Source organism: Microbacterium sp. MMO-56 (genome assembly GCF_037146215.1).
Taxonomy (GTDB): domain Bacteria; phylum Actinomycetota; class Actinomycetes; order Actinomycetales; family Microbacteriaceae; genus Microbacterium.
In genome coordinates this window covers 81038-104690 of the sequence record NZ_JBBCVW010000007.1, presented here as the reverse complement: position 1 = coordinate 104690, position 23653 = coordinate 81038, and the positions used below count along the sequence as shown (strand labels likewise).

General features: G+C 73.3%; 24 protein-coding genes. 9 read left to right on the top strand and 15 right to left on the bottom strand.

The window, feature by feature from the left end:
* Window positions 1-211: 211 nt before the first annotated feature.
* Window positions 212-2542, bottom strand: a complete 2331-nt coding sequence (locus WFI00_RS08450; RefSeq protein ID WP_336631693.1) for a heavy metal translocating P-type ATPase — start codon at window positions 2540-2542, stop codon at window positions 212-214.
* Window positions 2539-2820 (bottom strand): heavy-metal-associated domain-containing protein, encoded by a 282-nt coding sequence (locus WFI00_RS08445; RefSeq protein ID WP_336631694.1) that lies wholly within the window; start codon window positions 2818-2820, stop codon window positions 2539-2541. The genes WFI00_RS08450 and WFI00_RS08445 overlap by 4 nt, the downstream gene beginning before the upstream one ends.
* A gap of 51 nt (window positions 2821-2871) precedes the next feature.
* Between WFI00_RS08445 and deoC the strand changes: the two genes are divergently transcribed.
* Window positions 2872-3603 carry a deoxyribose-phosphate aldolase gene (gene deoC, locus WFI00_RS08440; protein ID WP_336631695.1) on the top strand — a complete coding sequence of 244 codons (732 nt, stop codon included), beginning with the start codon at window positions 2872-2874 and terminating at the stop codon, window positions 3601-3603.
* A 1-nt stretch (window position 3604) separates the two neighbouring features.
* Here deoC and WFI00_RS08435 read toward each other — a convergent pair whose 3' ends face one another.
* Genes WFI00_RS08435 through truB form a run of 4 tightly spaced genes read right to left on the bottom strand, consistent with a single transcriptional unit; the run spans window position 3605 to window position 6372 of the window.
* Entirely contained in the window at window positions 3605-4570 is a 966-nt protein-coding gene (locus WFI00_RS08435; RefSeq protein WP_336631696.1) for a bifunctional riboflavin kinase/FAD synthetase, read from the bottom strand.
* Entirely contained in the window at window positions 4567-5034 is a 468-nt protein-coding gene (locus WFI00_RS08430) for a hypothetical protein (RefSeq protein ID WP_336631697.1), read from the bottom strand. Before WFI00_RS08430 ends, WFI00_RS08435 begins: the two co-directional genes overlap by 4 nt.
* A gap of 43 nt (window positions 5035-5077) precedes the next feature.
* Window positions 5078-5446, bottom strand: coding sequence for a hypothetical protein (locus WFI00_RS08425; RefSeq protein ID WP_336631698.1), 369 nt, complete (start codon window positions 5444-5446; stop codon window positions 5078-5080).
* On the bottom strand, window positions 5443-6372 hold the full coding sequence (gene truB, locus WFI00_RS08420) for a tRNA pseudouridine(55) synthase TruB (protein ID WP_336631699.1): 930 nt from the start codon (window positions 6370-6372) through the stop codon (window positions 5443-5445). Before truB ends, WFI00_RS08425 begins: the two co-directional genes overlap by 4 nt.
* A 38-nt stretch (window positions 6373-6410) precedes the next feature.
* Here truB and WFI00_RS08415 point away from each other — a divergent pair, with 38 nt between their 5' ends.
* Window positions 6411-7277, top strand: a complete 867-nt coding sequence (locus WFI00_RS08415; protein WP_336631700.1) for an A/G-specific adenine glycosylase — start codon at window positions 6411-6413, stop codon at window positions 7275-7277.
* A gap of 59 nt (window positions 7278-7336) precedes the next feature.
* Here the strand turns inward: WFI00_RS08415 and WFI00_RS08410 are convergent, their stop codons facing one another.
* Window positions 7337-8350, bottom strand: a complete 1014-nt coding sequence (locus WFI00_RS08410) for a CPBP family intramembrane glutamic endopeptidase (protein ID WP_336631701.1) — start codon at window positions 8348-8350, stop codon at window positions 7337-7339.
* 135 nt (window positions 8351-8485) lie between these two features.
* On the opposite strand from WFI00_RS08410, the gene WFI00_RS08405 reads away from it, so the two are divergent.
* Window positions 8486-8950 (top strand): flavodoxin family protein, encoded by a 465-nt coding sequence (locus tag WFI00_RS08405; RefSeq protein ID WP_336631702.1) that lies wholly within the window; start codon window positions 8486-8488, stop codon window positions 8948-8950.
* 2 nt (window positions 8951-8952) lie between these two features.
* Here WFI00_RS08405 and rbfA read toward each other — a convergent pair whose 3' ends face one another.
* The 4 genes from rbfA to nusA all read right to left on the bottom strand — a co-directional run bounded on the left by rbfA (window position 8953) and on the right by nusA (window position 13724).
* Window positions 8953-9387, bottom strand: coding sequence for a 30S ribosome-binding factor RbfA (gene rbfA / locus WFI00_RS08400; RefSeq protein ID WP_336631703.1), 435 nt, complete (start codon window positions 9385-9387; stop codon window positions 8953-8955).
* A gap of 155 nt (window positions 9388-9542) precedes the next feature.
* Entirely contained in the window at window positions 9543-12380 is a 2838-nt protein-coding gene (gene infB / locus WFI00_RS08395; RefSeq protein ID WP_336631704.1) for a translation initiation factor IF-2, read from the bottom strand.
* Between the two features lie 92 nt (window positions 12381-12472).
* Window positions 12473-12724, bottom strand: coding sequence for a YlxR family protein (locus tag WFI00_RS08390; RefSeq protein ID WP_336631705.1), 252 nt, complete (start codon window positions 12722-12724; stop codon window positions 12473-12475).
* Between the two features lie 10 nt (window positions 12725-12734).
* A complete protein-coding gene (gene nusA, locus WFI00_RS08385; protein ID WP_336631706.1) occupies window positions 12735-13724 on the bottom strand; it encodes a transcription termination factor NusA in 990 nt (329 codons plus the stop codon).
* Between the two features lie 130 nt (window positions 13725-13854).
* Here nusA and WFI00_RS08380 point away from each other — a divergent pair, with 130 nt between their 5' ends.
* The 3 genes from WFI00_RS08380 (at window position 13855) to WFI00_RS08370 (ending at window position 15855) form a co-directional block, all read left to right on the top strand.
* A complete protein-coding gene (locus WFI00_RS08380) occupies window positions 13855-14457 on the top strand; it encodes an acetate uptake transporter family protein (protein WP_336631707.1) in 603 nt (200 codons plus the stop codon).
* A gap of 2 nt (window positions 14458-14459) precedes the next feature.
* Complete coding sequence (locus WFI00_RS08375; protein WP_336631708.1) at window positions 14460-15269, top strand: DUF1206 domain-containing protein; 810 nt, start codon at window positions 14460-14462, stop codon at window positions 15267-15269.
* 82 nt (window positions 15270-15351) lie between these two features.
* Window positions 15352-15855 carry a pyridoxamine 5'-phosphate oxidase family protein gene (locus WFI00_RS08370; protein ID WP_336631709.1) on the top strand — a complete coding sequence of 168 codons (504 nt, stop codon included), beginning with the start codon at window positions 15352-15354 and terminating at the stop codon, window positions 15853-15855.
* Window positions 15856-15885: 30 nt separating this feature from the next.
* Here the strand turns inward: WFI00_RS08370 and WFI00_RS08365 are convergent, their stop codons facing one another.
* Both WFI00_RS08365 and WFI00_RS08360 read right to left on the bottom strand, forming a co-directional pair.
* A complete protein-coding gene (locus tag WFI00_RS08365) occupies window positions 15886-16941 on the bottom strand; it encodes a TIGR00730 family Rossman fold protein (RefSeq protein ID WP_336631710.1) in 1056 nt (351 codons plus the stop codon).
* Between the two features lie 58 nt (window positions 16942-16999).
* Window positions 17000-17767 (bottom strand): hypothetical protein, encoded by a 768-nt coding sequence (locus WFI00_RS08360; protein ID WP_336631711.1) that lies wholly within the window; start codon window positions 17765-17767, stop codon window positions 17000-17002.
* Window positions 17768-17897: 130 nt separating this feature from the next.
* Between WFI00_RS08360 and WFI00_RS08355 the strand changes: the two genes are divergently transcribed.
* The 3 genes from WFI00_RS08355 (at window position 17898) to WFI00_RS08345 (ending at window position 20930) form a co-directional block, all read left to right on the top strand.
* Window positions 17898-19811 carry a sensor histidine kinase gene (locus WFI00_RS08355; protein WP_336631712.1) on the top strand — a complete coding sequence of 638 codons (1914 nt, stop codon included), beginning with the start codon at window positions 17898-17900 and terminating at the stop codon, window positions 19809-19811.
* Complete coding sequence (locus tag WFI00_RS08350; RefSeq protein ID WP_336631713.1) at window positions 19799-20440, top strand: response regulator transcription factor; 642 nt, start codon at window positions 19799-19801, stop codon at window positions 20438-20440. Before WFI00_RS08355 ends, WFI00_RS08350 begins: the two co-directional genes overlap by 13 nt.
* Window positions 20441-20555: 115 nt before the next feature.
* Window positions 20556-20930, top strand: coding sequence for a hypothetical protein (locus tag WFI00_RS08345; protein ID WP_336631714.1), 375 nt, complete (start codon window positions 20556-20558; stop codon window positions 20928-20930).
* Window positions 20931-20998: 68 nt separating this feature from the next.
* Here the strand turns inward: WFI00_RS08345 and WFI00_RS08340 are convergent, their stop codons facing one another.
* Window positions 20999-21661 carry a response regulator transcription factor gene (locus WFI00_RS08340; protein WP_336631715.1) on the bottom strand — a complete coding sequence of 221 codons (663 nt, stop codon included), beginning with the start codon at window positions 21659-21661 and terminating at the stop codon, window positions 20999-21001.
* Entirely contained in the window at window positions 21658-23652 is a 1995-nt protein-coding gene (locus WFI00_RS08335) for a sensor histidine kinase (RefSeq protein WP_336631716.1), read from the bottom strand. Before WFI00_RS08335 ends, WFI00_RS08340 begins: the two co-directional genes overlap by 4 nt.
* Between the last annotated feature and the right edge of the window lies 1 nt (window position 23653).

Sequence of the window (23653 nt, the reverse complement as noted above, 5' to 3'; positions counted from 1 at the left end):
TCCTCCTGAGCTGCAGTGCCGGCGGTGCCGGCGGGCGTCGGCCCTCGACGCGAATCGTGCGGGCCGACCGGTACGGAAGTCCGCGGCGGGTGCCACGGGGGAATACGCGAGTCCAGCTGATCCGGCTGCGGGCACTCGCTTCTGCGAGCTGCGGCGACGGGTTGGCGGGAACCTCGGGCCCCATGATACCGGATGCCCACGCCCGACGCCGTCAGCGCGCGGCGCGCAGGCGCAGGCTGTTGAGCACGACGAAGACGCTGGAGAACGCCATCGCCGCTCCGGCGATCATGGGGTTGAGCAGACCGAAGGCCGCGAGCGGGAGGGCCGCGACGTTGTAGGCGAACGCCCAGAACAGGTTGCCGCGGATGACCCGCATCGTGCGCCGGCTGAGCGAGAGCGCCGTCACGATCGGCTCCAGTCCCGCACCGGCCAGGGCGATGTCGCTCGCGTGCATCGCGGCATCCGTGCCCCCGCCCATCGCGATACCGAGGTCGGCGGTGGCCAGCGCCGCCGCGTCGTTGACGCCGTCGCCGACCATCGCGACGCGGTGACCGCCGGACTGGAGGCGCCGGATCTCGGCGACCTTGCCCTCGGGGAGCACACCGGCGATCACCTCGCGGATGCCCGCGGCACCCGCGGCGGCCTCCGCCGCGCCGGCGTTGTCGCCCGTGAGCAGCACGACCTCCAGCCCCATCGTCCGCAGTCGCGCCACCGTGTCGGCCGCGCCCGGACGGACGCTGTCGGCCACGGCGAGGACCGCGCGCACGCGCCCGTCCCAGCCGGCCACGACCGCGGTCGCGCCCGACGCCTCCGCGGCGTCGACCGCGGCGGAGACGTCGGGTCCGGCCACTCCCGCGATCTCGGCGGCGAAGGCGGGGCGCCCGGCGAACACGGCGTGCCCGTCGACGGTGCCGGTGACACCCCGACCCGCGAGGCCGGAGAAGTCGTCGACCGGGTCGTGGCGCGCGGCCGTCAGCGCGGCGGCGGCTCGGGCGACGGGGTGCTCGGAGGCGTTCTCCAGCGAGCCGACGAGGCGGACGATCTCGGCGTGCTCCGCTCCGTCGATCGGGGTCACCGAGGCGACCGACATCTCGCCGGAGGTCACGGTGCCGGTCTTGTCGAGCACGATCCGGTCGATGCGCTCGGCGGATTCCAGCGCCTCGGGGCCGGTGATGAGGACCCCCAGCTGCGCGCCGCGGCCCGTGCCGACGAGGATCGCGATCGGCGTGGCGAGACCGAGGGCGCACGGGCACGCGATGATCAGGACCGCCACCGCGGCGGTGAACCCGGCGGCGACGCTCTCGCCGCTGAAACCGCCCGCGACGAGCCAGCCGGCCAGTGTCAGCACCGACAGGGCGATCACGACGGGGACGAACACGCCGGAGATCCGGTCGGCCAGCCGCTGCACGCGGCTCTTGCCGGACTGCGCGTCCTCGACGAGTCGCGCCAGGTGCGCGAGGCGGGTGTCCGCTCCGACGGAGGTCGCCTCGACGACCAGGCGCCCGTCGGCGGCGAGGGTGCCGCCGGTGACGGCGCGACCCGCGGCGGCCTCCACGGGCATCGACTCGCCGGTGATCATGCTCTCGTCGACCGAGGCGTGCCCCGACACGACGACGCCGTCGGTGGCGACCTTCTCCCCCGGGCGGACGATGAACCGGTCGCCGACGCGGAGGGAGTCGACGTCGACGCGCGTGCCGTCTTCGAGCTCGACGTCCTTGGCCGCGAGGTCGAGCAGCGCGTGGAGGGCGGCGCCCGCCCGGCGCTTGGAGCGCTGCTCGATGAAGCGCCCGAGCAGGAGGAACACCGTCACGGCCGCCGCCACCTCGAAGTACACGAGCGCCGAGGGGTCGTGCACGGGGCCGAAGAGTCCGCCGGTGTGGGTGAGGCCGATGCGGCCGGCCGTGCCGAACAGCAGCGCCCACACGCTCCAGAGGTACGCGGCGCCGGTGCCGAGGGTGATGAGCGTGTCCATCGTCATCGCGCCGTGCCGGGCGTTCGCGATCGTCGCACGGTGGAACGGCCAGCCGCCCCACAGCACCACGGGCGTGGCGAGCACCGCCGAGACCCACTGCCAGCCGGGGAACTGCCACGCCGGCACCATGCCGAGCACGACGACCGGCAGGGCGAGCACGGCGCTCACGAGCAGTCGCGTGCGCAGACTCGCCGAGCCCGGGTGGTCCTCCACGTCGTGGACGTGCCCGGCGGGCTCGCCGTGCTCGTCTCCGTGCTCGTCTCCGTGCTCTCCGGCCGCGGCGTGGGCGTGCGGCCCCGCGCCTGCGTGGTCGTGCGGCGCGGCGTCGGTCGCGGGAGAGCTGCGACGCACGGATGCGTCGTACCCTGCTTCGCGCACCGCCGCGACGAGCGCCGCGGGGTCGAGGTCGGCGGGGTAGCCCACGCGCGCCGACTCGGTGGCGAGGTTGACCGTCGCGGCGACGCCGTCGAGCCGCGACAGGCGCTTCTCCACGCGGGCGACGCAGCTCGCGCAGGTCATCCCCTCGATGTCGAGCACGGCCTCCGCGCGCGGCGCGGTCTCGGCGTTCATCGTCCCGAGACGACGGTGTAGCCGGCGTCGTCGACGGCGGCGACGACGTCCGCGTCCGCGATGGCCGACGCGGAGGACACGGTCACGATCCCCGCCGCGACGTCGACGCGCACGTCGGCGACGCCCTCGATGCGGCGGACCTCCCGGTCGACGGCGCCGGCGCAGTGCGCACAGGTCATCCCCTCGACGGCGTAGGACTGCTCGTTCATCGCTTCCCCCTTCATCGCTTCCACCTTCATCGCCTCGTTCGGGCGGCGCTGCGTCCGCAACGCCGTCATCGCTCCCAACAGGATACCCCCCTGGGGTATTCCCCGGCGTAGTCTGGCAGCATGTCCAGCATCACCGAACGAGACCTCGCCGCGACCATCGACCACGCGATCCTCAAGCCTCAGCTCACCCGGGAAGAGGTCGACGCGGAGCTCGACGTCGTCGCGGAGTGGCGGGTGCACAGCGCCTGCGTGCGGCCGAGCGACGTCGCCCACGCCGCGCAGCGCCTCGCCGGCACCGGCGTCGCCGTCTGCACCGTCATCGGGTTCCCGCACGGCACGACGTCGACGGCGGCGAAGGTCGCCGAGGTGCGCCAGGCGCTCGCCGACGGCGCCACCGAGGTCGACATGGTCGTCAACATCGGCGCACTGCGCTCCGGGTCCACCGACCCCTCGTTCGACGACGTGGTCGTCGCCGACATCGCCGCCGTGGTGGACGCCGCGGCCGGTCACATCACGAAGGTCATCCTCGAGACCTCGCTCCTCGACGACGAGCAGATCGCCCGCGGCAGCCGCCTCACCGAGCAGGGCGGCGCGGACTTCGTGAAGACCTCGACGGGATTCGCAGGCGGCGGGGCGACCGTACCGCACGTCGAGCTCATGCGCGCCAGCGTCGGCCCGTCGGTGCAGGTGAAGGCCTCGGGCGGCGTCCGCAGCTACGCCGACGCCGTCGCCATGCTGGCGGCGGGAGCGACGCGCCTGGGGACGAGCGGAAGCGCGGTCATCCTCGGCGAGGCGCGGCGCGTCGACGCCGGTGAGGACGTGACGGGCGCGGTGGACGCCGACTCGTACTGAGTCAGGCGCGCAGCGCGCGGCGCACCCGATCGACGTCGTCGGCCATCTGGGCGATGAGGCGGTCGATGCCCTCGAAGGCGACCATGCCGCGGATCCGGTGCGTGAACTGCACCTGCACGCGGTGTCCGTAGAGGTCCAGCTCGGTCTCGTCGAGCACGTACGCCTCGACCTGCCGCGCGTCCACGTCGTCGAAGGTCGGGTTAGTCCCCACCGAGATCGCGGCCGGATACCGGGTGACCGCCGCGGGATCGGACGACCCCGGCGCGGAGCCCAGGTCGACGAGCCAGCCGGCGTACACCCCGTCCGCGGGGATGAACCCCTCCGCGTCGGGCGACAGGTTCGCCGTCGGGAAGCCGAGTTCCCGTCCGCGCTTGAGGCCGTGGACGACCTCCCCCTGCACGCTGTGCGGCCTGCCCAGCAGGCGCCCCGCGTCCACGACGTCGCCGGCCGCGAGCAGGTCGCGCACCCACGTCGACGAGACCCGACGGCCGCCGCCCTGGACGTCGCCGACGACGTCGACGCGGAAGCCGTACTCGCCGCCGAGGGCGGTCAGGAACGCCGGATCTCCCGCTCCCCCGCGGCCGAAGCGGAAGTCGTCGCCCACCAGCACGGTCACGACCCCGAGCGCGTCGACCAGCACGTGCTCGACGAACGCACGCGGCTCCAGCGAGGCCAGCTGTTCGTCGAAGCGCAGGACGAGCGTCGCATCGACCCCCGCCGCCGCGAGCAGATCCAGCTTCTGGTCGATGCTCGAGAGGGGATCGGGGCAGATCTCGGGACGCAGCAGGCTCAACGGGTTGCGGTCGAAGGTGACGGCGACGATGCGGGCGCCCGATTCCGCCGCGGCCACACGGGCCCGATCGATCACGGCGCGGTGACCGGAGTGGACGCCGTCGAACTTGCCGATCGCGATCACGCTCGGGCCGAACCCGTGCGGCACCTCGGAGGGGTCTCGGAAGACGATCACCAGCTCGACCTCCCCGGGACGGCCGGAGCGGCGTCCGGCGTCGCGGCATCCGTGCGCCCCGACGTGCGCAACCACCACAGACCGACGAAGGGCAGGACCAGGGGGACCCAGAAGTACCCGAATCCGTACCCCGACCACACGGTCGCGTCGTGCAGGAACAGCTCCGGGTGCGTCAGGCTGAGCGTGCCGACGACGAGCACCCCCACGAGCTCGAAGGCGATCGCGATCCACGCGACGACGTACCACCCGCGCGTGTCCGATCTGACGAGGGCGACGGTGGCGAGGATGTAGACGGCCGCCGCGACGGCGGACAGGGTGTACGCCAGCGGAGCCTGCGCGAAGTCCTGCACGATCTGCACGAACGATCGGCCCGTCGCGGCGAGGGCCATGATCGCGTAGACGACGACCAGGACGCGTCCGATCCCGGTCATCCGGGTGGGCGTGCGGGTGCCGAGTGAAGACATGACCTGTCCATGATAGGCGTCGACGGCGGATGGCGTGGAGCGCTCAGAGGCCCGGCAGCGTCCAGATCACGTGCATCCGCCACACCATGATCGCGACGGAGAGCGCGGCGACGCCCATGATGACCGTGCTCCATCGGCTGCGCTCGACGAGCGCCCAGAACACCGCCGCGGGCGGGATCAGCACGGCGGAGACCAGGTAGACCCAGAACTCGAGAGCGCTGCCCCGGGGCGCGTTGCCGGCGAACAGGGCGACGACGGCGACGACGACCTGCACGACGAGCAGGAGGAGGACGAGGGCCATGCCGCCCACCGTGACGTCTCCGGGCCGGCGACCCGCGAGGCCCGCGATCACCGCGACCACTCCGACGAGCACCGCGACGGCCACCTGGGCGATGGTGAACCCCAGGATCACGGGGCGTCCTCCGCCATGTTCATGGCGCTCTTGACGTCGTCCCCGCGCCGCTCGACCACCCCGACGAGGCGGCCGTCCGGGTCGACGGCGGCCGGGGTCGCGGTCACGGCGTCGGCGAGGCGACCGGCGGCGCCCGGCAGCCGCTTGCCGTGACGCAGGTCCCGCGCCTCCTCGGCGGAGACCGGGAAGGCTCCCAGCACCGCCGCGGCGACCTCGGCGGGCCGTCGCAGCGGGGCGTCGGGAACGATGTCGGCGACCGCCTCGGCGACGTCGAACGGACCGATCCGGGTGCGCCGGAGCGAGGTGAGGTGACCTCCGACGCCGAGATCGGCGCCGAGGTCGCGCGCGAGGGCGCGAATGTAGGTGCCGCTCGTGCAGTCGACGACCACGTCGAGGTCGATCACCGCGTCGCCCCGATCGTCGACGGTGCGGCGGGTGTCCCGCAGGGCGAAGCGGCGGACGGTGACCTCGCGTGCCGCCAGCTCGACGTGCTCGCCCGCCCGGGCGAGGTCGTACGCGCGCCTGCCGGCGACCTTGATGGCGGACACGGTGCTCGGCACCTGCGCGATGTCCCCGGTGAGGGCGGCGACACCCGCCGCGATGCGCTCGTCGCCGACGCCGTCGAGCGCGGCCGCGTCGGCACGGGAGACCTCGACGCCGTCGGCGTCGTCCGAGTCGGTGCCCACGCCCAGACGGATGGTGGCCTCGTAGGTCTTGTCCAGCCCGACGATGAAGGTCAGCAGACGCGTCGCGGGCCCCACCCCGAGCACGAGCAGCCCGGTCGCCATCGGGTCGAGGGTGCCGGCGTGGCCGACCTTGCGGGTCCCGAGCGCGCGTCGGGTGCGGGCGACGACGTCGTGACTCGTGATGCCGCCGGGCTTGTCGACCAGCAGGATGCCGTTCGGCGCGGGAGGAGGAGCGGTCACCGGTCCAGCCTACGCGGCGGGCGTCGTAGGCTGTGCGGATGCCCGACCTCGCGACGCCCCTCATCGCCTGGTACCGGACGAACGCCCGCGACCTGCCCTGGCGCGCCGCCGGATTCGGCGCATGGGGCGTCCTGGTCAGCGAGTTCATGCTGCAGCAGACGCCGGTGACCCGCGTCATCCCGCACCTCGAGGCCTGGCTCGCGCGCTGGCCCACGCCGGCCGCGCTGGCCGGGGATGCTCCGGCCGAGGCGGTGCGGCAGTGGGCGAACCTCGGGTATCCGCGCCGCGCGCTGTGGCTGCACCGGGCGGCCGTGGAGATCCGCGACCGGCACGAGGGCGTCGTCCCCCGGGACGTCGAGGCGCTGCTGGCGCTCACCGGCATCGGCGACTACACCGCACGCGCGGTCGCAGTGTTCGCCTACGGCGACCGGCATCCCGTCGTGGACACCAACACGCGCCGCGTGCTGGCCCGGGCGCTCGACGGACGGGCCCAGCCCGGTCCGCCGGCGCGGCGCGACCTCGCGGCGATGGCGGACGTGCTCCCCGAGGACGACGGGGCCGCGGCGATCGTGAACGCGGCGACGATGGAGCTCGGGGCGCTCGTCTGCACGGCCCGCGCGCCCCGGTGCGACGCGTGCCCGATCCGTGCGGTGTGCGCCTGGCGCGCCGCAGGGTACCCCGACACGGGGGACGACCGACGCCGTCAGGCGCGCTTCGAGGGCAGCGACCGCCAGGCGCGCGGGGCGGTGCTCAGGGCGCTGCGGGATGCCGCACCCGCCGCGGTCCCGGTCGACGCCGTCGTCCCCGACTGGCCGGACCCCCGCCAGCGCGACCGCGCCATCGACTCCCTCATCGCCGACGGCCTCGCCGAGGTGACCGACGCCGCCCTCCATCTCCCCCGCTGACACCCCTCCCCTGATCCTCTCCCCCTGACCCGCCCCCTGACCCGCGAGACCGTGAGCCGTCAGGACGGATCGACGGAAGGCGCGGAAGGCTGGGGCGCGGAAGGCTGGGGCGCGGGAGCGCGGCGGACGGGGTCGGGGCCGAGCGAGGCGGCGACGCGGTCGGGGCGGAACTGACCGGCGCCCCAGAGGACCAGGATCACCGCGACGAACACGCCCCACATCACCATGCCCAGCGGGCCGGCGACCGTCAGCGACGGGAACGGCGAGTCGGCGGCGATCACGAGACCGATGGCGCCGGCGGCGGCGTTGAACGCCCCGTGCGCGAGGACCGCGGGCCAGACGGACCCCGTGCGCAGCCGCGTCCACCCCAGGAGGATGCCGAAGAAGACGCAGGCGACCATCATCAGGAGCACACCGAGCGGGTTGGGCTCGGCGAAGTTGTACCCGAGCAGGATGAGCGGTGCGTGCCAGAACCCCCAGAACGCGCCGGAGATCACCAGCGCCGGCCACACGCCGAGCGGACGCAGGGCGGGGACGAGCCAGCCCCGCCAGCCCAGCTCCTCCCCGAACGCGAACGGGATGTTGATGAGCGCGCCGACCGGGATCAGGACCAGCTGCATCGTGACGAGGAAGCCCGCGGGCGGCAGCGGGGTGCTCGCGGGCACGCTCTCCCGGATCGCCGCAGCGAACCCGGAGAACTCCACGAGGTCGAGCGTGATGAGCCCGGTGAGGGCGAGCACGGCGATGCCGAGGAAGATCAGCAGCGGCGCGGCGACGATCATCGCCGCCGTCATCCCGACGGTGCGGCCGGCGGGACGCAGGGGCCACATGCCGAGCTCGCGCAGCACCGCGCGCGCCCCGCGCCGTCCCTGGGTCCGCCGCTGCACGAGGAGCGCAGCCACGGTCGCCAGGGCGGGCGTGAACATCATTCCCGCCGCGGTCGGGGCGAGCAGCGGGTCCGTCAGTCCTTGGCCGCGCAGCCAGAGCGGCAGGGCGACGAGCCAGCTCAGCGCGACCGAGGCGACGGCGAAGACGATGACGGCGGGCCAATCCACGGAGGTGACGGGTCTCATGTCATCGACGCTATCCACCGGCCACTCGCGACGCCTCCCCCTCGGGGAGGACATCCGCACGGGGGACGTCCGCGAACCGGGTTGTTCCGGCGCGCACCCCCGCGCGGATGCGCGACGCCGGGTAACGTGCGGCCCATGACCGCCCTCGTCGTCTACGAATCGCACTACGGGAACGGTGAGCGCATCGCCGCCGCCATCGCCGAGGAGCTGGGCACCCACGCCGTCCCGGTCGCGTCCGCCCCCGACCTCCTCGACGCCGACGTCGACCTGCTGGTCGCCGGCGGACCGACCCACGGGCTCACGCTCTCGTCCACCGTGTCCCGCGCGGCGGCGCGTGCGGCGGGGGGCGCGGACGGGGTCGGCGGCATCGCCGACTGGCTGCGCACGGTGGCCGTCGGCCCTCCCCCGCGCATCGCCCTGTTCACGACGCACACGAGCCCGCTTTCGGGCTCGGCGGCGAAAGCGGCCAAGCGGCTGCTGTCGCGTCGCGGCGTGCCCACGGACGCGATCGCCGCCTTCCTCGTCGCCGGGCAGCAGGGCCCGCTCAAGGACGGCGAGATCGACCGCGCGCGCGACTGGGCCCGGACGCTGCGGGGCTGAGCTCAGTCCTCCGCGGAGTCCTCGCGGGGCTTGAGGTACGGATCGGCGTCCCCGGCGAAGGCCGCGCCCGCGGCGAGGCCGGCGACGGCGGCGTCCCGCTCCTGCGCCTCGCGCAGCAGGTCGGCGATGTGCCCGGCATTCTCGGGGAGGGCGTCCGGGATGAACTCGAGCGAGGGCGTGAGCCGGACGCCGAGCTGCTTGCCGACCTCGCTGCGGAGCATGCCGGTCGCCGCCTTGAGCGCCGCCGCGGTGTCCTCGCGCGCCTGGTCGTCCCCGTAGACGGTGTAGAAGACCGAGGCGTGCTGGAGGTCGCCGGTCACCCGGACGTCCGTGATCGTGACGAATCCGAGGCGCGGGTCGCGCAGCCCCTTCTCGAGGCGCTCCGCGACGAGCACGCGGATCCGATCGGCGAGTCTCGCCTGTCGTTCGTTCGACATCTTCTCTTTCCCTCACTTCATTCGAGCGGGTGGTTCAGGGGCCGAGCGCGGTGGAGGCGGAGCCGACCGTGCCGCGGAGGCAATTGGGGCGGGGGCCCCACTCTTGCCTCCGCGGCACGGTCGGCGCAGCCGTAGCCGCAGTCGACGTACAGGGATCAGCCGCGCGGCTTCTCCACCATCTCGGTCGTCTCGATCTCGTCGCCGACCTGGATGTCGTTGTACTTGCCGAGACCGATACCGGCCTCGAAGTCCGTACGCACCTCGGTGACGTCGTCCTTGAAGCGGCGCAGCGACTCGATCTGCAGGCCGTCGGCGAGGACGACCCCGTCGCGGATGACGCGCGCCTTGGCGTTGCGCGTGATCGTGCCCGAGCGGACGATGACACCGGCGATGTTGCCGAACTTCGAGGAGCGGAACACCTCGCGGATCTCGGCGACACCCGACTGGACCTCTTCGTACTCCGGCTTGAGCAGGCCCTTGAGCGACTGCTCGACATCGTCGATCGCGTTGTAGATGACCGAGTAGAACCGGACGTCCACACCCTCGCGGGCCGCGCGCTCGCGGGCCTTCGTGTCGGGACGGACGTTGAAGCCGATCACGATCGCGTTGTCGATCGTGGCCAGGTTGATGTCGGACTCGGTGATCGCACCGACGCCGCGGTGGATGATCCGCAGCTGCACCGAGTCGTCGACCTCGATCTTCAGCAGCGACTCCTCGAGCGCCTCGACGGCACCGGAGACGTCGCCCTTGATGATGAGGTTGAGCGACTCGACCTTGCCCTCTTCGAGCGCACGGGTGAAGTCCTCGAGCGAGATGCGCTTGCGGGCCTTGGCCAGCTGCGCGTTGCGCTCGGCGGCCTCGCGCTTCTCGGCGATCTGACGGGCCATCCGGTCCTCGTCGGTGACGATGAAGGTGTCACCGGCGCGGGGCACGGAGTTCAGACCCTGCACCTGGACCGGACGCGACGGGAAGGCCTCGTCGACGGCGTCGCCGTTCTCGTCGATCATGGCGCGGACGCGGCCGTAGGCCGTACCCGCGACGATCGCGTCGCCGACGCGGAGCGTTCCGGACTGGATGAGGACGGTCGCGACCGAACCGCGGCCCTTGTCGAGCTTCGCCTCGATGGCGACACCGCGCGCGGCCTTGTTCGGGTTGGCCGTGAGGTCGAGACCGGCGTCGGCGGTCAGCAGCACCGCGTCCAGGAGGTCCTGGATGCCGATGTTCTGACGCGCGGAGACGTCGACGAACATGACGTCGCCGCCGTACTCCTCGGCGACGAGGCCGTACTCGGTCAGCTGCTGACGCACCTTGGCGGGGTTCGCCTCGGGCTTGTCGACCTTGTTCACCGCGACCACGATCGGCACGTTCGCCGCCTGGGCGTGGTTGAGCGCTTCCACCGTCTGCGGCATGATGCCGTCGTCCGCCGCGACCACGAGGATCGCGATGTCCGTGACCTGCGCACCGCGGGCACGCATGGCGGTGAACGCCTCGTGGCCGGGGGTGTCGATGAAGGTGATGGCGCGCTCGATGCCGTCGTGCTCGGTCCACACCTGGTAGGCACCGATGTGCTGGGTGATGCCGCCGGCCTCGCCCGCGACGACGTTGGTCTGCCGGATGGCATCCAGAAGTCGCGTCTTTCCGTGGTCGACGTGACCCATGACGGTGACGACGGGCGGACGGATCTCGAGGTCGTCCTCGCTCTCGGCCTCCAGCTCCGCCTCGAGGTCGAGACCGAAGCCCTCGAGGAGCTCCTTGTCCTCGTCCTCGGGCGAGACCATCTGGATCTTGTAGCCGAGCTCCGCGCCGAGGACCTCGAAGGTCGCCTCGTCGAGCGACTCGGTGGCCGTGGCCATCTCGCCGAGGTTGAAGAGGATCGTCACGAGCGTGCCGGGCTGCACGGTGTAGCCGCGGATCGCCTCGAGCTTGTCGGCGAAGTCCGCGATCGACGCGCCGCGCCGCAGGCGGATGATCTCGCCGTTGCCCTTCTGGACGTTGACGCCGCCGACGACCGGGGCATCCCGCATCTCGAACTCTTGCCGCTTCGCCCGACGCGACTTGCGCTGCTTGCTCTTGCCGCCGCCCTTGCCGAAGGCACCCGCGGTGCCGCCGCCGGGGCCACGGCCGCGTCCGCCGCCGCCACCGGGGCGACCGGCGAATCCGCCCGGAGCACCGCCGGGCGCACCCGGACGCTGGAAGCCGCCGGCACCGCCGGGACGGCCGGGACCGCCGGGCCGCTGCTGGAAGGGAGCGCCGGGACGACCGGCGCCGCCGGGACGACCCGCGCCGCCGGGGCGCGGGGCTCCGGGACGGGGTGCGCCGGGGCGCGGAGCCTGCGGACGCGGGATGTTGCCCGGGGTGGGCCGCTGCCCCATGCCCTGCGCCGAGGCGAACGGGTTGTTGCCCGGGCGCGGTCCGGCGGGACGCTGGCCCATGCCCTGCGCCGAGGCGAACGGGTTGTTGCCCGGGCGCGGGGCGCCGCCGGGGCGCGGCGCGGCCGGTGTGGGCGCTCCGGGCGTCGGGGCGCCGCCATCACGCTGCGCGGACGCCGCGGGCGCCGCGGACTCGGCGGCGGGGGTCGCGGGAGCCGCGGGAGCCGACGGGGTCGCCGGTCCGGGCTTGGGGCCGCCCGGGGTGGGGGCCGAGGCGGCCGGAGCCGCGGTCGAGGACGCCGCCGGCGCGGCGGAGGCCGAGGGGGTCGGCGCCGCCGGTGCGGCGGGAGCCGACGGTCGCGCCGGTCCGGGCCGGGCACCGCCCGCGGGTCGTGCCGCGGGACGCGCCGCGGGGGCGCTGGGCGTCGCCGAGCCGGCGGACGGGGCTCCACCGGAGGCGGCTCCGTCGGCCTCGAGGGCCGCACGGAGCTTCCGCGCCACGGGGGGCGCGATGGTCGACGAGGGGCTCTTGACGTATTCGCCGAGTTCCTTCAGCTTCGCGAGGGCGACTTTGCTGTCGACGCCGATCTCGGAAGCGATTTCGTGCACGCGTGGGTTTGCCACAATTCTCCTGTCTGGGGGCCTACCCGGACAGGGCAGACCGTTACTTGCGGACGGGTCTCATTTCGAGCCGTTCACTTCGTGTCCATAGCCGTTCAGCCTTTTCGCTGGTGGGTATCGTGAAAGGTCTGCGTGTCGAGCGGGCCCGACACACGCAATGCTCGTCCGAAGGCGCGTCGCCGGATGGCGAGGTCCACGCACGCATCCGTGTCATGCACCCATGCGCCCCGCCCCGGAAGCACGGCCTTCTCGTCGGCGACGAGGACTCCGTCCCGCTCCGCGACTCTCAGGAGGGCGGACCGGGGGGCGCGCACGCGGCATCCCACGCACGTTCGAACGGGTTCCATCCTACCCCCGTCAGGCGTCCTCGAGAATCGAGTCCGGCTGAATGTCGATCTTGGCGCCCGTCAGCTTGGCGGCGAGCCGTGCGTTCTGGCCCTCCTTGCCGATCGCGAGCGACAGCTGGTAGTCGGGGACGAGCGCGCGGACGGCCTTCGTGTTCGCGTCCAGCACGAAGCTCGAGGTGACCTTGGCGGGCGAGAGGGCGTTCGCGACGAACTTCGCCAGCTCCGCGTCGTAGTCGACGATGTCGATCTTCTCGCCGCCGAGCTCCTCCGTGACCGCGCGCACGCGGCGGCCGAGCTCACCGATGCAGGCGCCCTTGGCGTTGATGGCCGGATCCTTCGCCGTGACGGCGATCTTCGTGCGATGCCCGGCCTCGCGGGCGAGCGAGGTGATCTCCACGAGACCGGACGCGATCTCGGGCACCTCGAGGGCGAACAGCTTGCGCACGAGTCCGGGGTGCGTGCGCGAGACGGTGATCTGCGGGCCCTTCGTGCCCTTGGACACCGAGGTCACGTAGACGCGCAGGCGAGCGCCGTGCGGGTACTCCTCGCCCGCGACCTGCTCCTCGGGCGGCAGGATCGCCTCGACGCTGCCGAGGTCGACGTGCACCATGCGCGGGTTCGGGCCCTGCTGGATGACCCCCGCGACGATGTCGCCCTCCTTGCCGCGGAACTCGCCGAGGATCGCGTCGTCCGCGATGTCGCGCAGCCGCTGGCTGATGACCTGCTTCGCCGCGAAGGCGGCGATGCGGCCGAAGTCCTCGGGGGTGGACTCCTCCTCGCCGATGACGGCGCCCTCCTCGTCGAGAAGCGGCACGAAGACCGCGACGTGACCGGTCTTGCGGTCGAGGACGGCGCGCGTGCCCTCGGGCAGCTCGCCGTCGGGCGAGGTGTGCTTGGCGTAGGCGGTGAGGATGGCCTGCTCGATGATGCGGACGAGTTCGTCGAAGGGGATCTCCTTCTCACGCTCGACCGTCCGCAGCAGTCCCAGATCGATGTCCACGGTTTCCTCCCTATTCAGCTCTCGGTGCGCGGATGCCGCCGCACCATCCTCACGACTTTACCGGACGCGTCCGTGATTATCTCCGGAGAACGGATGTCTGCGACGGCGTCCGGCTGGGTATCGTGAGCGCATGCGCACCCCTCGCGGCTCCGCCCCCACGACCGCCGACCCCGGCCTGATCGGACTGCTCGGCTTCGTCATCGCGACGATGACGGCACAGCTGGCGCACCTGGGCGTACAGAACGAGAGCGCCGTGTTCTGGGTGGGCGCCGTGTTCGGCGGCATCGTGCAGGTGACCGCGGGGATGCTCTCGTACTTCATCGGCGACGACTTCCACTTCATCGTCTACAACGCGTTCGGCTGGTACTGGATCTGCATGCCCGGGTTCCTCCTCGGCGGCGAGCTCGGCTTCTTCGAGGTGTCCGGTCCCGCGCGCCCGCTCTTCTCGATGATCTTCGCGATCCTCGCCTTCGCCTTCGTCTTCGCGGGGGCGACGCACAACACGGTGCTGCCCCTGACCCTCGCGTGCGTGAGCCTCGGGCTGGCACTGGAGTCGGCGGGGAGCTTCGCCGGAGCGGACGCGCTCGGAGTGGTCGGAGCGTGGTTCCTGCTCGCCGCGTCGGCCCTGGCGACCTACATGCTCGTGGAGAAGTTCTTCTGGCGCACGATGGGCCGTCACGTCGTCCCGCTCGGCCCCGCGTGGATCGCCGGCGGGGCCGACCGAGAGCCCTGAGCGTGACGCAGGCGTCGGCCGCGCGGCAGGTGGAGTCGAGCTCCCTCGTGCGCCTCCTCGCGCGGGGAGGCTACGCGGCGGACGGACTGGTCCACACGCTCGTCGGCGCCCTCGTCGTGACGCTCGCGTTCGGCGGGCGCGGCGACGCCGATCAGGCCGGCGCGCTGCGCGCGATCGCGGGGGCGCCCCTGGGACTCGTCGTGCTGTGGGCGATCGCGGTCCTCCTCGCCGGCCTGGCGCTCTACCAGCTGCTGTCCGGGATCCTCGTGCGCTCACCGCAGGGTGCCCGCTCCGCCGTGAAGGCCTGGGGGCGACGCATCTCGGCGTGGGGGCAGAGCGTGGTCTTCGCCGCGATGGGCGTGCTCGCCGCGTCGGTCGCGGTGGGAGCCCGGCCGAACGGGAACCGGGCCGCCGAAGGTGCGAGCCGAGGCGCCCTGTCCCTCCCGGGCGGAGGCCTCGTGCTCGCGCTCGTGGGCCTCGGGATCGCCATCGGCGGCGTGGCGTTCGTCGTCATGGGCGTGCGCCGTTCGTTCGTGCGGTCGATGTCGATCCCCGCGAACGGGCTCGGCCGCTTCGTCACGGGTCTCGGCGTCGTGGGCTACGCCGCGAAGGGGGTCGCCCTGGCGGTCGTCGGGAGCCTCCTGCTCGTCGCGGCGGTGCGCGCCGATCCCGCACAGGCGGGCGGTCTCGACGACGCCTTCGACTCGCTGCGCGCGGTGGCGCTCGGCCCCCTGCTCGTCGGCGTCGTCGGCGCGGGATTCGTGGCGTACGGGGTGTTCCTCTTCTTCCGCGCACGCTTCGCCCGGCTCTGACCTCCGTCGCGGCGTCCGGCGCCGCGGGACGCCCGCTGTCAACCCCCTGGGCGCGTCCGCGCCGACGGGGCATCCTCGGCTCATGACTGAGATCACCGGAACCGACGCCCTCGCCCGCGTGAAGGAGCTCGTCGAAGACATCGACTTCACGATGCTCACCACCGTCGACGAGGAGGGGCACCTCGTGTCCCGCCCGATGTCGACGCGGCAGATGGACGACGCGGGCGACATCTGGTTCTTCACCTCCGAAGACACCGAGAAGGTCGATGAGGCGCGCAGCCACCGCGATGTGGGCCTCTCGTACTGCGACGCCAAGGGCATGCGGTACGTGTCCGTCGCCGGACGGGCGAGCATCGAGCACGACCGGGCGAAGATGGAGGAGCTCTACTCTCCGTCGCTCGACATCTGGTTCGAGGACGGGCTCGACACCCCCGGCATCGTCCTGCTGCGCGTCACGCCGTCACTGACGGAGTTCTGGGAGCCGGCGAAGGGCAAGCTCGCGATGGCCGCGGGCATGCTGAAGTCCCTCGTCACGAGGGACACCCCCGACGACGACATCATGAACCACGGCAGGATCGTCTGCTGATCGTTCCGATCGCCGTGCCGACGTCGCCCGTCAGGCCGGTCGCGCCGCGGCGGGAGCACTCGCCAGAGCGTTGACCGCACGGATGAGATGGAACAGCTCTCCGACCCGGAAGGGGTCGTAGCGCATCACGAGCCGCGGGAGGTCGAGGGCGTCGTCGTCCTCGACCTCCGCCTTCAAGGGTCCCCGGCGCTGGATCTCGCCCGAGGCGAGCACCGCACCGAAGCGGGCGTTGAGGTCGGCCAGCTCGGCGTCGGTGGGCGCGACGCGCAACCGCAGCACGAGACGCTGACGCACCCATCGCAGGGAGACGAAGTTGCGGTAGAACCCCGTCACCTCCTCGACCGCCTCGTCGACCGAGTCGGTGATGAGCACCCGATCCAGGTCGTCCGGCGAGATCACGCCCTCGGGGATCAGGTGGTCGTCGGCGAAGCGTCGCAGCCCCTGCCAGAATCCGCCGCCGGGGCGGTCGAGGAGCACGATCGGGGTCGGAACTGCCTTCCCGGTCTGCTGCAGCGTCAGCAGCTCGAACATCTCGTCGAGGGTGCCGAACCCGCCGGGCATGCACACGAATCCGCTGGATTCCTTCACGAGCATGAGCTTCCGGGTGAAGAAGTACTTCATGACGACGTTCCGGGCGTGGGCGGAGATCACCGCGTTGGGCTTCTCTTCGAAGGGCAGGCGGATGGAGACGCCGAGCGAGTGCTCGGGCCCCGCGCCCTCGGCGGCGGCCTGCATGATGCCCGGCCCGGCACCGGTCACCGTCATCCAGCCCCGACCGGCGAGAGCCGCGGTGAGCTCCACCGTGAGCCGGTAGAGCTCGGAGTCCGGTCTCGTCCGCGCCGAGCCGAACACCGTGACCTTCGGCACCCCGCGGTAGGGGGCGAAGAGGCCGAAGGCGGCGTGCATCTCGGTGAGGGCGGCGGAGGTGATCTTGAGATCGAGCCGATCGCTGTCGTCGAGGCCGAGACCGACCCCGGTGGCGAGGATCCGCGCCACGAGGTCGGCGTCATGCTCGATGCCGGCGTCGGCGAGCAGACGGCGGATGTCGGCCGTGACGTCGGCCGGGACGGTGGAGCGGGGTGCCATCCCCCCAGCCTGACACCCCGGCGCTCGTTCCGGTGAACGATCGGCGAACGGCGCGGGATCACCCCCGCAACACCCAGTCGGCGTCGCTCGTGGCCAGGGCGCGCAGCGCGAGCACCGACAGGCCGACCAGCTCCAGAGCCCCGCCCGCGACGGCGAACCACTCCCCCAGCCCCGCGAACACGTTGAGCGCGTGACCGACGGGCCAGGCCATGATCAGCGCCCCCGCCCACCACGGGACCTCCGCCCCGGCGCGGCGCGAGGCGAAGATCGCCGCGAGGCCCAGCAGGAGGGTGCCCGCCAGGTTGCCGACGACGAAGAGGGCGAACAGTGGGAGGAGCAGCGGAGAGGACGAGGCCTCGAGCGCGGCCACCGCCCAGGGGTCGGACGGGCCGCCGCCCGCGGCCACGATTCCGAGCGCGCCGAAGTTCGTCGCGGCGACGGCGGCGTAGCAGACGTATCCCGCCACCATCGGGACGACGGCCCACAGCGCGAGGCGAGGCGCCCACGGGCGCAGCACGCGCAGCGCGGCGGGAAGGCCCGCGACCAGGGCGAGCCCGGCGGCGATCACGAGGATCGAGCACGCGGCGATGGCGTCCGGGTATCGGCCGAAGAAGGCGAGGGTCTCGCTCGCCGGGCCCGTGTCGGAGAGCCCGCTCTCCGTCGAGACGACGGCGTAGATCGTGTTGCAGACGAGATGCAGCAGGATGCCGAGGGGCAGCGCGACCGCGGCGGCGACGCGGCGGAAGCCCACCGTGGGATCGGCGACGGATGACGCGCCGGGACGGGACGACACGGTGCGGGCGGGGGTGGAGGACATCGGGGACATCGGGGCTCCTCTCGGGGTGACGTCCTCCGAGCATCGCCCGCCGTCGGCTGCGCCGCGTCGGGGCGGACCCGCGGCGCGGGTGGGTGCTGACACGGATGCGTACTCCGGCGGGGGGCTCTAGATTCTGTGCATGAGAAGCACCGGTGCGCCCGCCGGAGCGACGCCCGTGCGCGTCGCCGCAGCGCTGTGCGCGCTCGGGTTCGCGGCGATCCCGCTCGGCCTGTCCGCCGCGGGACCCGGCATGCTCAAGCCGGCCGACGCGCTCGCGCCGATCGCGCTGATCGCGCTCGTCCCCCTCGGCCTCGGTCTGACCCTCGCGTGGCGCACACCGCGGCATCCGGCCGGCGCCCTGCTGTCGGCGGCGGGAGCGGCGGGCTTCGTCGAGAACGCGGTCGCCGACGATCGGTTCGGTCCGCTGCAGGGGACCTGGATGCTCCTGTATCTGCCCTTCGCTCTGCTTCTGCTCCTCATGCCCGACGGGCGAGCCGCGACGCCGGGATGGCGACGCGTGGGGTGGTCGATCAGCGCGATCGTGGTGGCGTTCATCGCGCTCGTCGGTGCCGCCTGGGCACTCCCCGCGGCGGCGGACGCGCTCCAGGCGGCGGCACTCGCGGCTCTGATCGCCTTCCTGCTCTGCCTCCTCGCCTGCGCGAGCGCCCCCATCCTGCGCTACCGGCGCGCGAGCGAGTCCGACCGGCTCCGGCTGCGGTGGGTCCTCCTCGCCGGCGCGACGCTGCCGGTCACGCTGCTGCTGTGCTGGACGAGCTACCTCGTACTGGGCGGCCCCGATCTGGTCGGCATCGGACTGGTGACCATGTACGTCACGATCCCGGTGGGCGTCGTCGTCGCGATCATCCGGCCCGACCTGGCGGACATCGACCGTCTCGCGGTCACGACCGCCGCCGCGGGGTCGCTCGCCGTCGCCGTCCTCGTCCTCCTCTCCGTCGCGAGCATCCTCTCCGGCGGCCCCCTGTCGCTCTGGCCGCCCGCGGTCGCCCTCGGCACGGTGTCGCTGCTGTGCGCAGCCGCCGCGGCGTGCTTCCCGCTGGCCCACCGGCTGTGCGACCGCGCGCTGTACCCTCAGCGGGCCCGCGGCGTCGCCGCCGTCGAGGATCTCGCCCGACGCATCGACCGCGGCGCGGCCCGTCCCGAAGAGCTCCAGGACGTCCTCCGGCAGACCCTGCGCGATCCGGACCTCGTCGTCGCGTACCACCGGATCGGCGACGGCGCGCTCGTCGGGCTGGACGGAACACCTGCCCGCGCCGACGGCGCCGTCGGCGCGGTGCGCGCGCGGGGAGAGGAGATCGGCGCGATCCTCCCGTCGCCGGCCCGCGTCGCACACGTCCCGGCCGCCGTCGTGCGCGCCGCGGTCCCCCTCGTGGACGCCCTGCGCACACGCGCCGAGCTGAGCGAGGCGAAGGCCGAGATCGAGGCGTCGCGCGAGCGGATGCTGCGGGCGGGCTACGACGAACGGCGCCGCATCGAGCGCGACCTGCACGACGGCGCCCAGCAGCGCCTGATCGCCCTGGGCATGCGGCTGCGCGTCCTGCAGCGCACCACGACGACCGATGCCGTCGTCGCCGACGGTCTGGACGCCGTCGTCGCCGAGCTCGGCATCGCGGTCGCGGAGCTGCGCCGCCTCGCGCACGGTGTCCGGCCCGGCGCACTCGACGACGGGCTCGCCGCGGCCCTCGCCGCCCTCGCCGAGACGGCGCGGGACGCGCCGACGCGGGTGGAGCTCCACGTCGACGACGTCGAGCTTCCGGACGCCGTGGCCACGACCGCCTACTTCGTCGTGAGCGAGGCCGTCGCGAACGCACTCAAGCACGCGGGCGCCGACGTGGTGCGGGTGAGCGTGCGCTCCGGACCCGGTCACGTGCGGGTGCGCGTCGAGGACGACGGTGTCGGCGGCGCGACACGCACCGCCGCCGGCGGGCTCACGGGCCTCGCCGACCGCGTCGGTGCGCTGGGCGGGCGCGTCACGATCGATTCGTCACCCGGCTCGGGGACGACGCTGGAGGCGGTGCTGCCGTGCGGGTCGTGATCGGCGAGGACTCCGCCCTCTTCCGCGAGGGGCTCGGGGCGCTGCTCGCGCAGGCCGGGCACGAGGTCGTCGGCCGCGCATCGACGGGGGCGGCGGCTGTCGCGCAGGTCAGGGCGCACCGACCCGACATCGTCGTCCTCGACATCCGCATGCCGAGGGACGACGAGGGGATCGAGGCGGCCCTCGAGATCCGCGGCTGGGAGCCGCCCACGCCGGTGCTCCTGCTGTCGCAGCACATCGAGACGAGGCGGACGGTCGAGCTCGTCGCGGGCGGGGCGATCGGCTACCTGCTCAAGGACCGCGTCCTCGACGTCGACGAGTTCCTCACCGCGCTCGACCGTGTGGCCGCGGGGGGCACCGCCCTCGACCCCGAGGTCGTCACACGACTTCTGGGCGCGGCACGCTCGCACAGCGTCCTGGACGCCCTGACGGCGCGCGAGCTCGACGTCCTGGCCCTCATGGCCGAGGGGTGGTCGAACGCGGCGATCGCCCGCAGGCTGTTCCTGTCGGAGCGCACCGTCGAGACCCACACCGGCTCGATCTTCACGAAGCTCGCCCTGCCGGAATCCCCCGACGGCAATCGACGGGTCCGCGCGATCCTCGCCTACCTGGATGCCGCGCCGGCGTGACCCCGGACCGCGCCGGCGGCCGTCGTCGAGACAGACGGGTCGGCACGTGCTGACACGGAGCGCACCGCGGGCCGGCACGGAGGGCGGCGCAGCCCCGTCTCGCGATCCTGGATCCATGACGACAACACACCCGTCCCGTTCCCGCTCGCTCACCGTTCTCCGCACGGGCGTCGCGCTCGCCGCCCTCATCGCCGTCGTCGACGTCGCCGGGCTCCTCCTGGCCGGCATCGGCCACGCACCGATCGAAGTGGTCCTCCTCACGAGCACGCTCGCCCTCCTGACCCTCGCCACCGTGCCGTTCGCCTGGCACCGCGCGGCGTGGGCCGTCTGGATCGCGGCCATCACGCGCGGGCTGGCGTCGCTCGGCGTGATCCCCCTCCTCGTCGTGCCGGAGGCGCCGAAGGACGCGATCCCGATGGCGATCGTCAGCCTGGTGCTCACGGTCGTCGCCCTCGTGATGCTCGTGGTCGGGCTGCGCTCCCGCCGCTGAGGACCGGCGCCGGGGCGGGCGTCCGATCCTCGACCGCCCGTTCCGGTGGCCGGATCGGCCCGGGCCCCTCACCGCGAGCCGGGATCCCCGCGTTCCCCGAGTCCCGCCGCGCGAGCGCGCGCCGCGGCCTCCGCGCGATCACGGGCGTGGAGCTTCGCGAGCACGTTCCCGACGTAGTTGTGGACGGTCTTCGGGGCCAGTCCCAGCCGACGGGCGATCTCGGCGGGGGCGAGGTCGTCCGCGAGCAGCGCCAGCACCTCGTGCTCGCGCTCGGTGAGCCCGGGGATGACCGTCGCCGGCCGCCCGACGGCGACGTGGGCGAGCAGGTGACCGGCGACCGCGGGGCTCAGGATGACCTCCCCGGCGGCGACGGCGCGGATCGCACGCGCCAGCTCGTCGATCTCCGCGTTCTTCACGAGGTAGCCGCGGGCACCGGCGCGCAGAGCCTGGAGCACCGTCTCGTCGTCGTGCATCGTGAGCACCAGCGTGCGCACGCCCGGGGCGACGGCGGCGAACCGACGTATCGCGGCGAGTCCTCCCCCGCCCGGCATCGAGAGGTCCATGACGGCGACGTCCACGGCGTCCGCCCCCGATCGCGCGCACCATGCCAGCGCCTCCTCGCCCGTGCCCGCCTCGCCGACGATCTCGATGCCGTCCTCCTCGCCGAGCATCGTGCGCACGCCGTCGCGGTAGAACGGGTGGTCGTCGACCAGCAGCACCCGGATCCTCATGCGACACCGCTTCCGGGCGACAGCGGCAGGCGAGCCTCGATCAGTGTCCCGGCAGCCGACGAGCGGATGGCGAAGGTGCCGCCGACCTCCGTCGCCCGCTCCCTCATGGTGCGCAGCCCGTTGCCGGCCGCCCCTCCGGCGGCGAGGTCGACGCCGCACCCGTCGTCGGCGATCCGGACGATCAGGGTGGCGGCGGCGACTGTGAGGACGGCGTCGCACCGGCGGCAGGCGGAGTGCCGCAGCGCATTCGCGATCGCCTCCGTGGCGATGCGATACGACGCGAGCGCCACCGCCGCGTCCAGCGGCGGCACCGAGTCCGCCGTCACGCGCACGCGGGGGTCGTTGCGCCAGAGGAGCGCGATCCCGGCGGCGACCCCGTGCCGGTCGAGCACCGCCGGGCGCAGCGCCGCGACGACCCCGCGCACCTCATCCACGGCGTCGTCGAGACCGGATCGCGCTCCCCGCAGCAGTTCGCGGGCGCGGTGGGGATCCGCCTCGACGAGGCGCTCGGCGAGCGCGACGCGCTGCTGCAGACTGGCCAGCGTCGGTCCCACTCCGTCGTGGAGCTCCCGCTGCAGGTGCCGGCGCTCCTCCTCGCGGGCCGCCGTCAGAGCCGCCGCCGACGCCCGCAGCTCCGCGGTCAGCAGCGCCGCGCGCACGGCGAGCGCCGCGGGTCGGCACAGTCCGCGGATCAGACGGTCGTCGCGCGGGCTCAGCCGCTCGCCGCGTCGTGGGCTCACCCGGACCGTCCCCACGGCGTCGCCGTCCGCCTCGAGCGCATAGTGTGCCGGGAGGTCGGCGACGGCGCCGTCCGTCGCCGCGACGGCACGCGCGCCGGTGATCGTCTCGACGTCGACGCGCGGCAGACGCAGCGCACGGGCGACGGTCTGCGCGATCCGATCGAGGGTGTCCTGCAGTTCGATGCTCGTCGCCAGCTCCTCCCCGAGGCGCTCCAGCACGAGCGCGGGCTCGTCCCGCAGCCCGTAGAGGCGTCGGTTCACCGCGCGCTGCACGAGGCGTCGGACCGGCTCGGCCCCGACGGCGACGACCGCGGTGGCCGCGACCGGCAGCGCGATCGGCGTGCCCTCCGGCCACGCGAGTCCGACCACCCCGACGACGACGGCGTAGCTGGACGCGACGAAGACGGTGAGGGCCACCCAGACCGCGGCGCGCCCGATCACGAGGTCGACGTCGAACAAGCGATAGCGGAGCATCGCGAAGGCGATCGAGACCGACAGCGCCGTCGAGATGAGCGCCGACCCGAGCACGACCGCCACGTCGCCCGGTCCCGACAGCCCGGCGATCGTGCCCGGAGGCAGCGCGATGACGACGATCAGTGCGGCGACCTGCACGACGAGCGCGACGAGGACCCATTTCGTCTGCTGGCGTTCGACCGGCGTCGAGACGCGGCGGTAGCGCCACACCTGCGATGCGACGAGGCTCGCGACCAGGAGCAGCATGAGGACCGCCAGCAGCGCTCCCGCCGCAGGCGGGTACGCGTCCCAGGGGAAGGCGAGGGCGAGGGCCGCCGCGGCGACCCATCCGAGGATCAGCCATCCGCTCCACACCGGCACCAGGCGTCCGTTCGGGAACAGGTAGGCGCACGGCAGGAACGCGAAGCACGACAGCACGGTGACGGCGGGCCCGACGCCCGCGGCACCGGCGAACGTCTCGACGGCGATCTCGTCGATACGGGTGGCGCCGATCGTGTACAGCACGAGGGCGACGGTGAGGTACGCCGAGAAGGGGGTGAGACCGGGCGCTGCGACGATGAATCCCGCGGCGACGAACGCCACGACGAGCGGGATGAGATCGCCGGCGAGCAGGAGGACGTCGACGGGCGAGGACGCGGGCCGATGCACCTGTGCCAGCACGATCGTCGTCAGGCAGGCGACGGCGACGACCGCGAGCGTCGTCGTCAGCGCGACGCGCACCGCGGTCGCGGCCCGGCGAGGGTCGGGCCGCTCCGCCGTGGAGACGAGGGCCGTCATG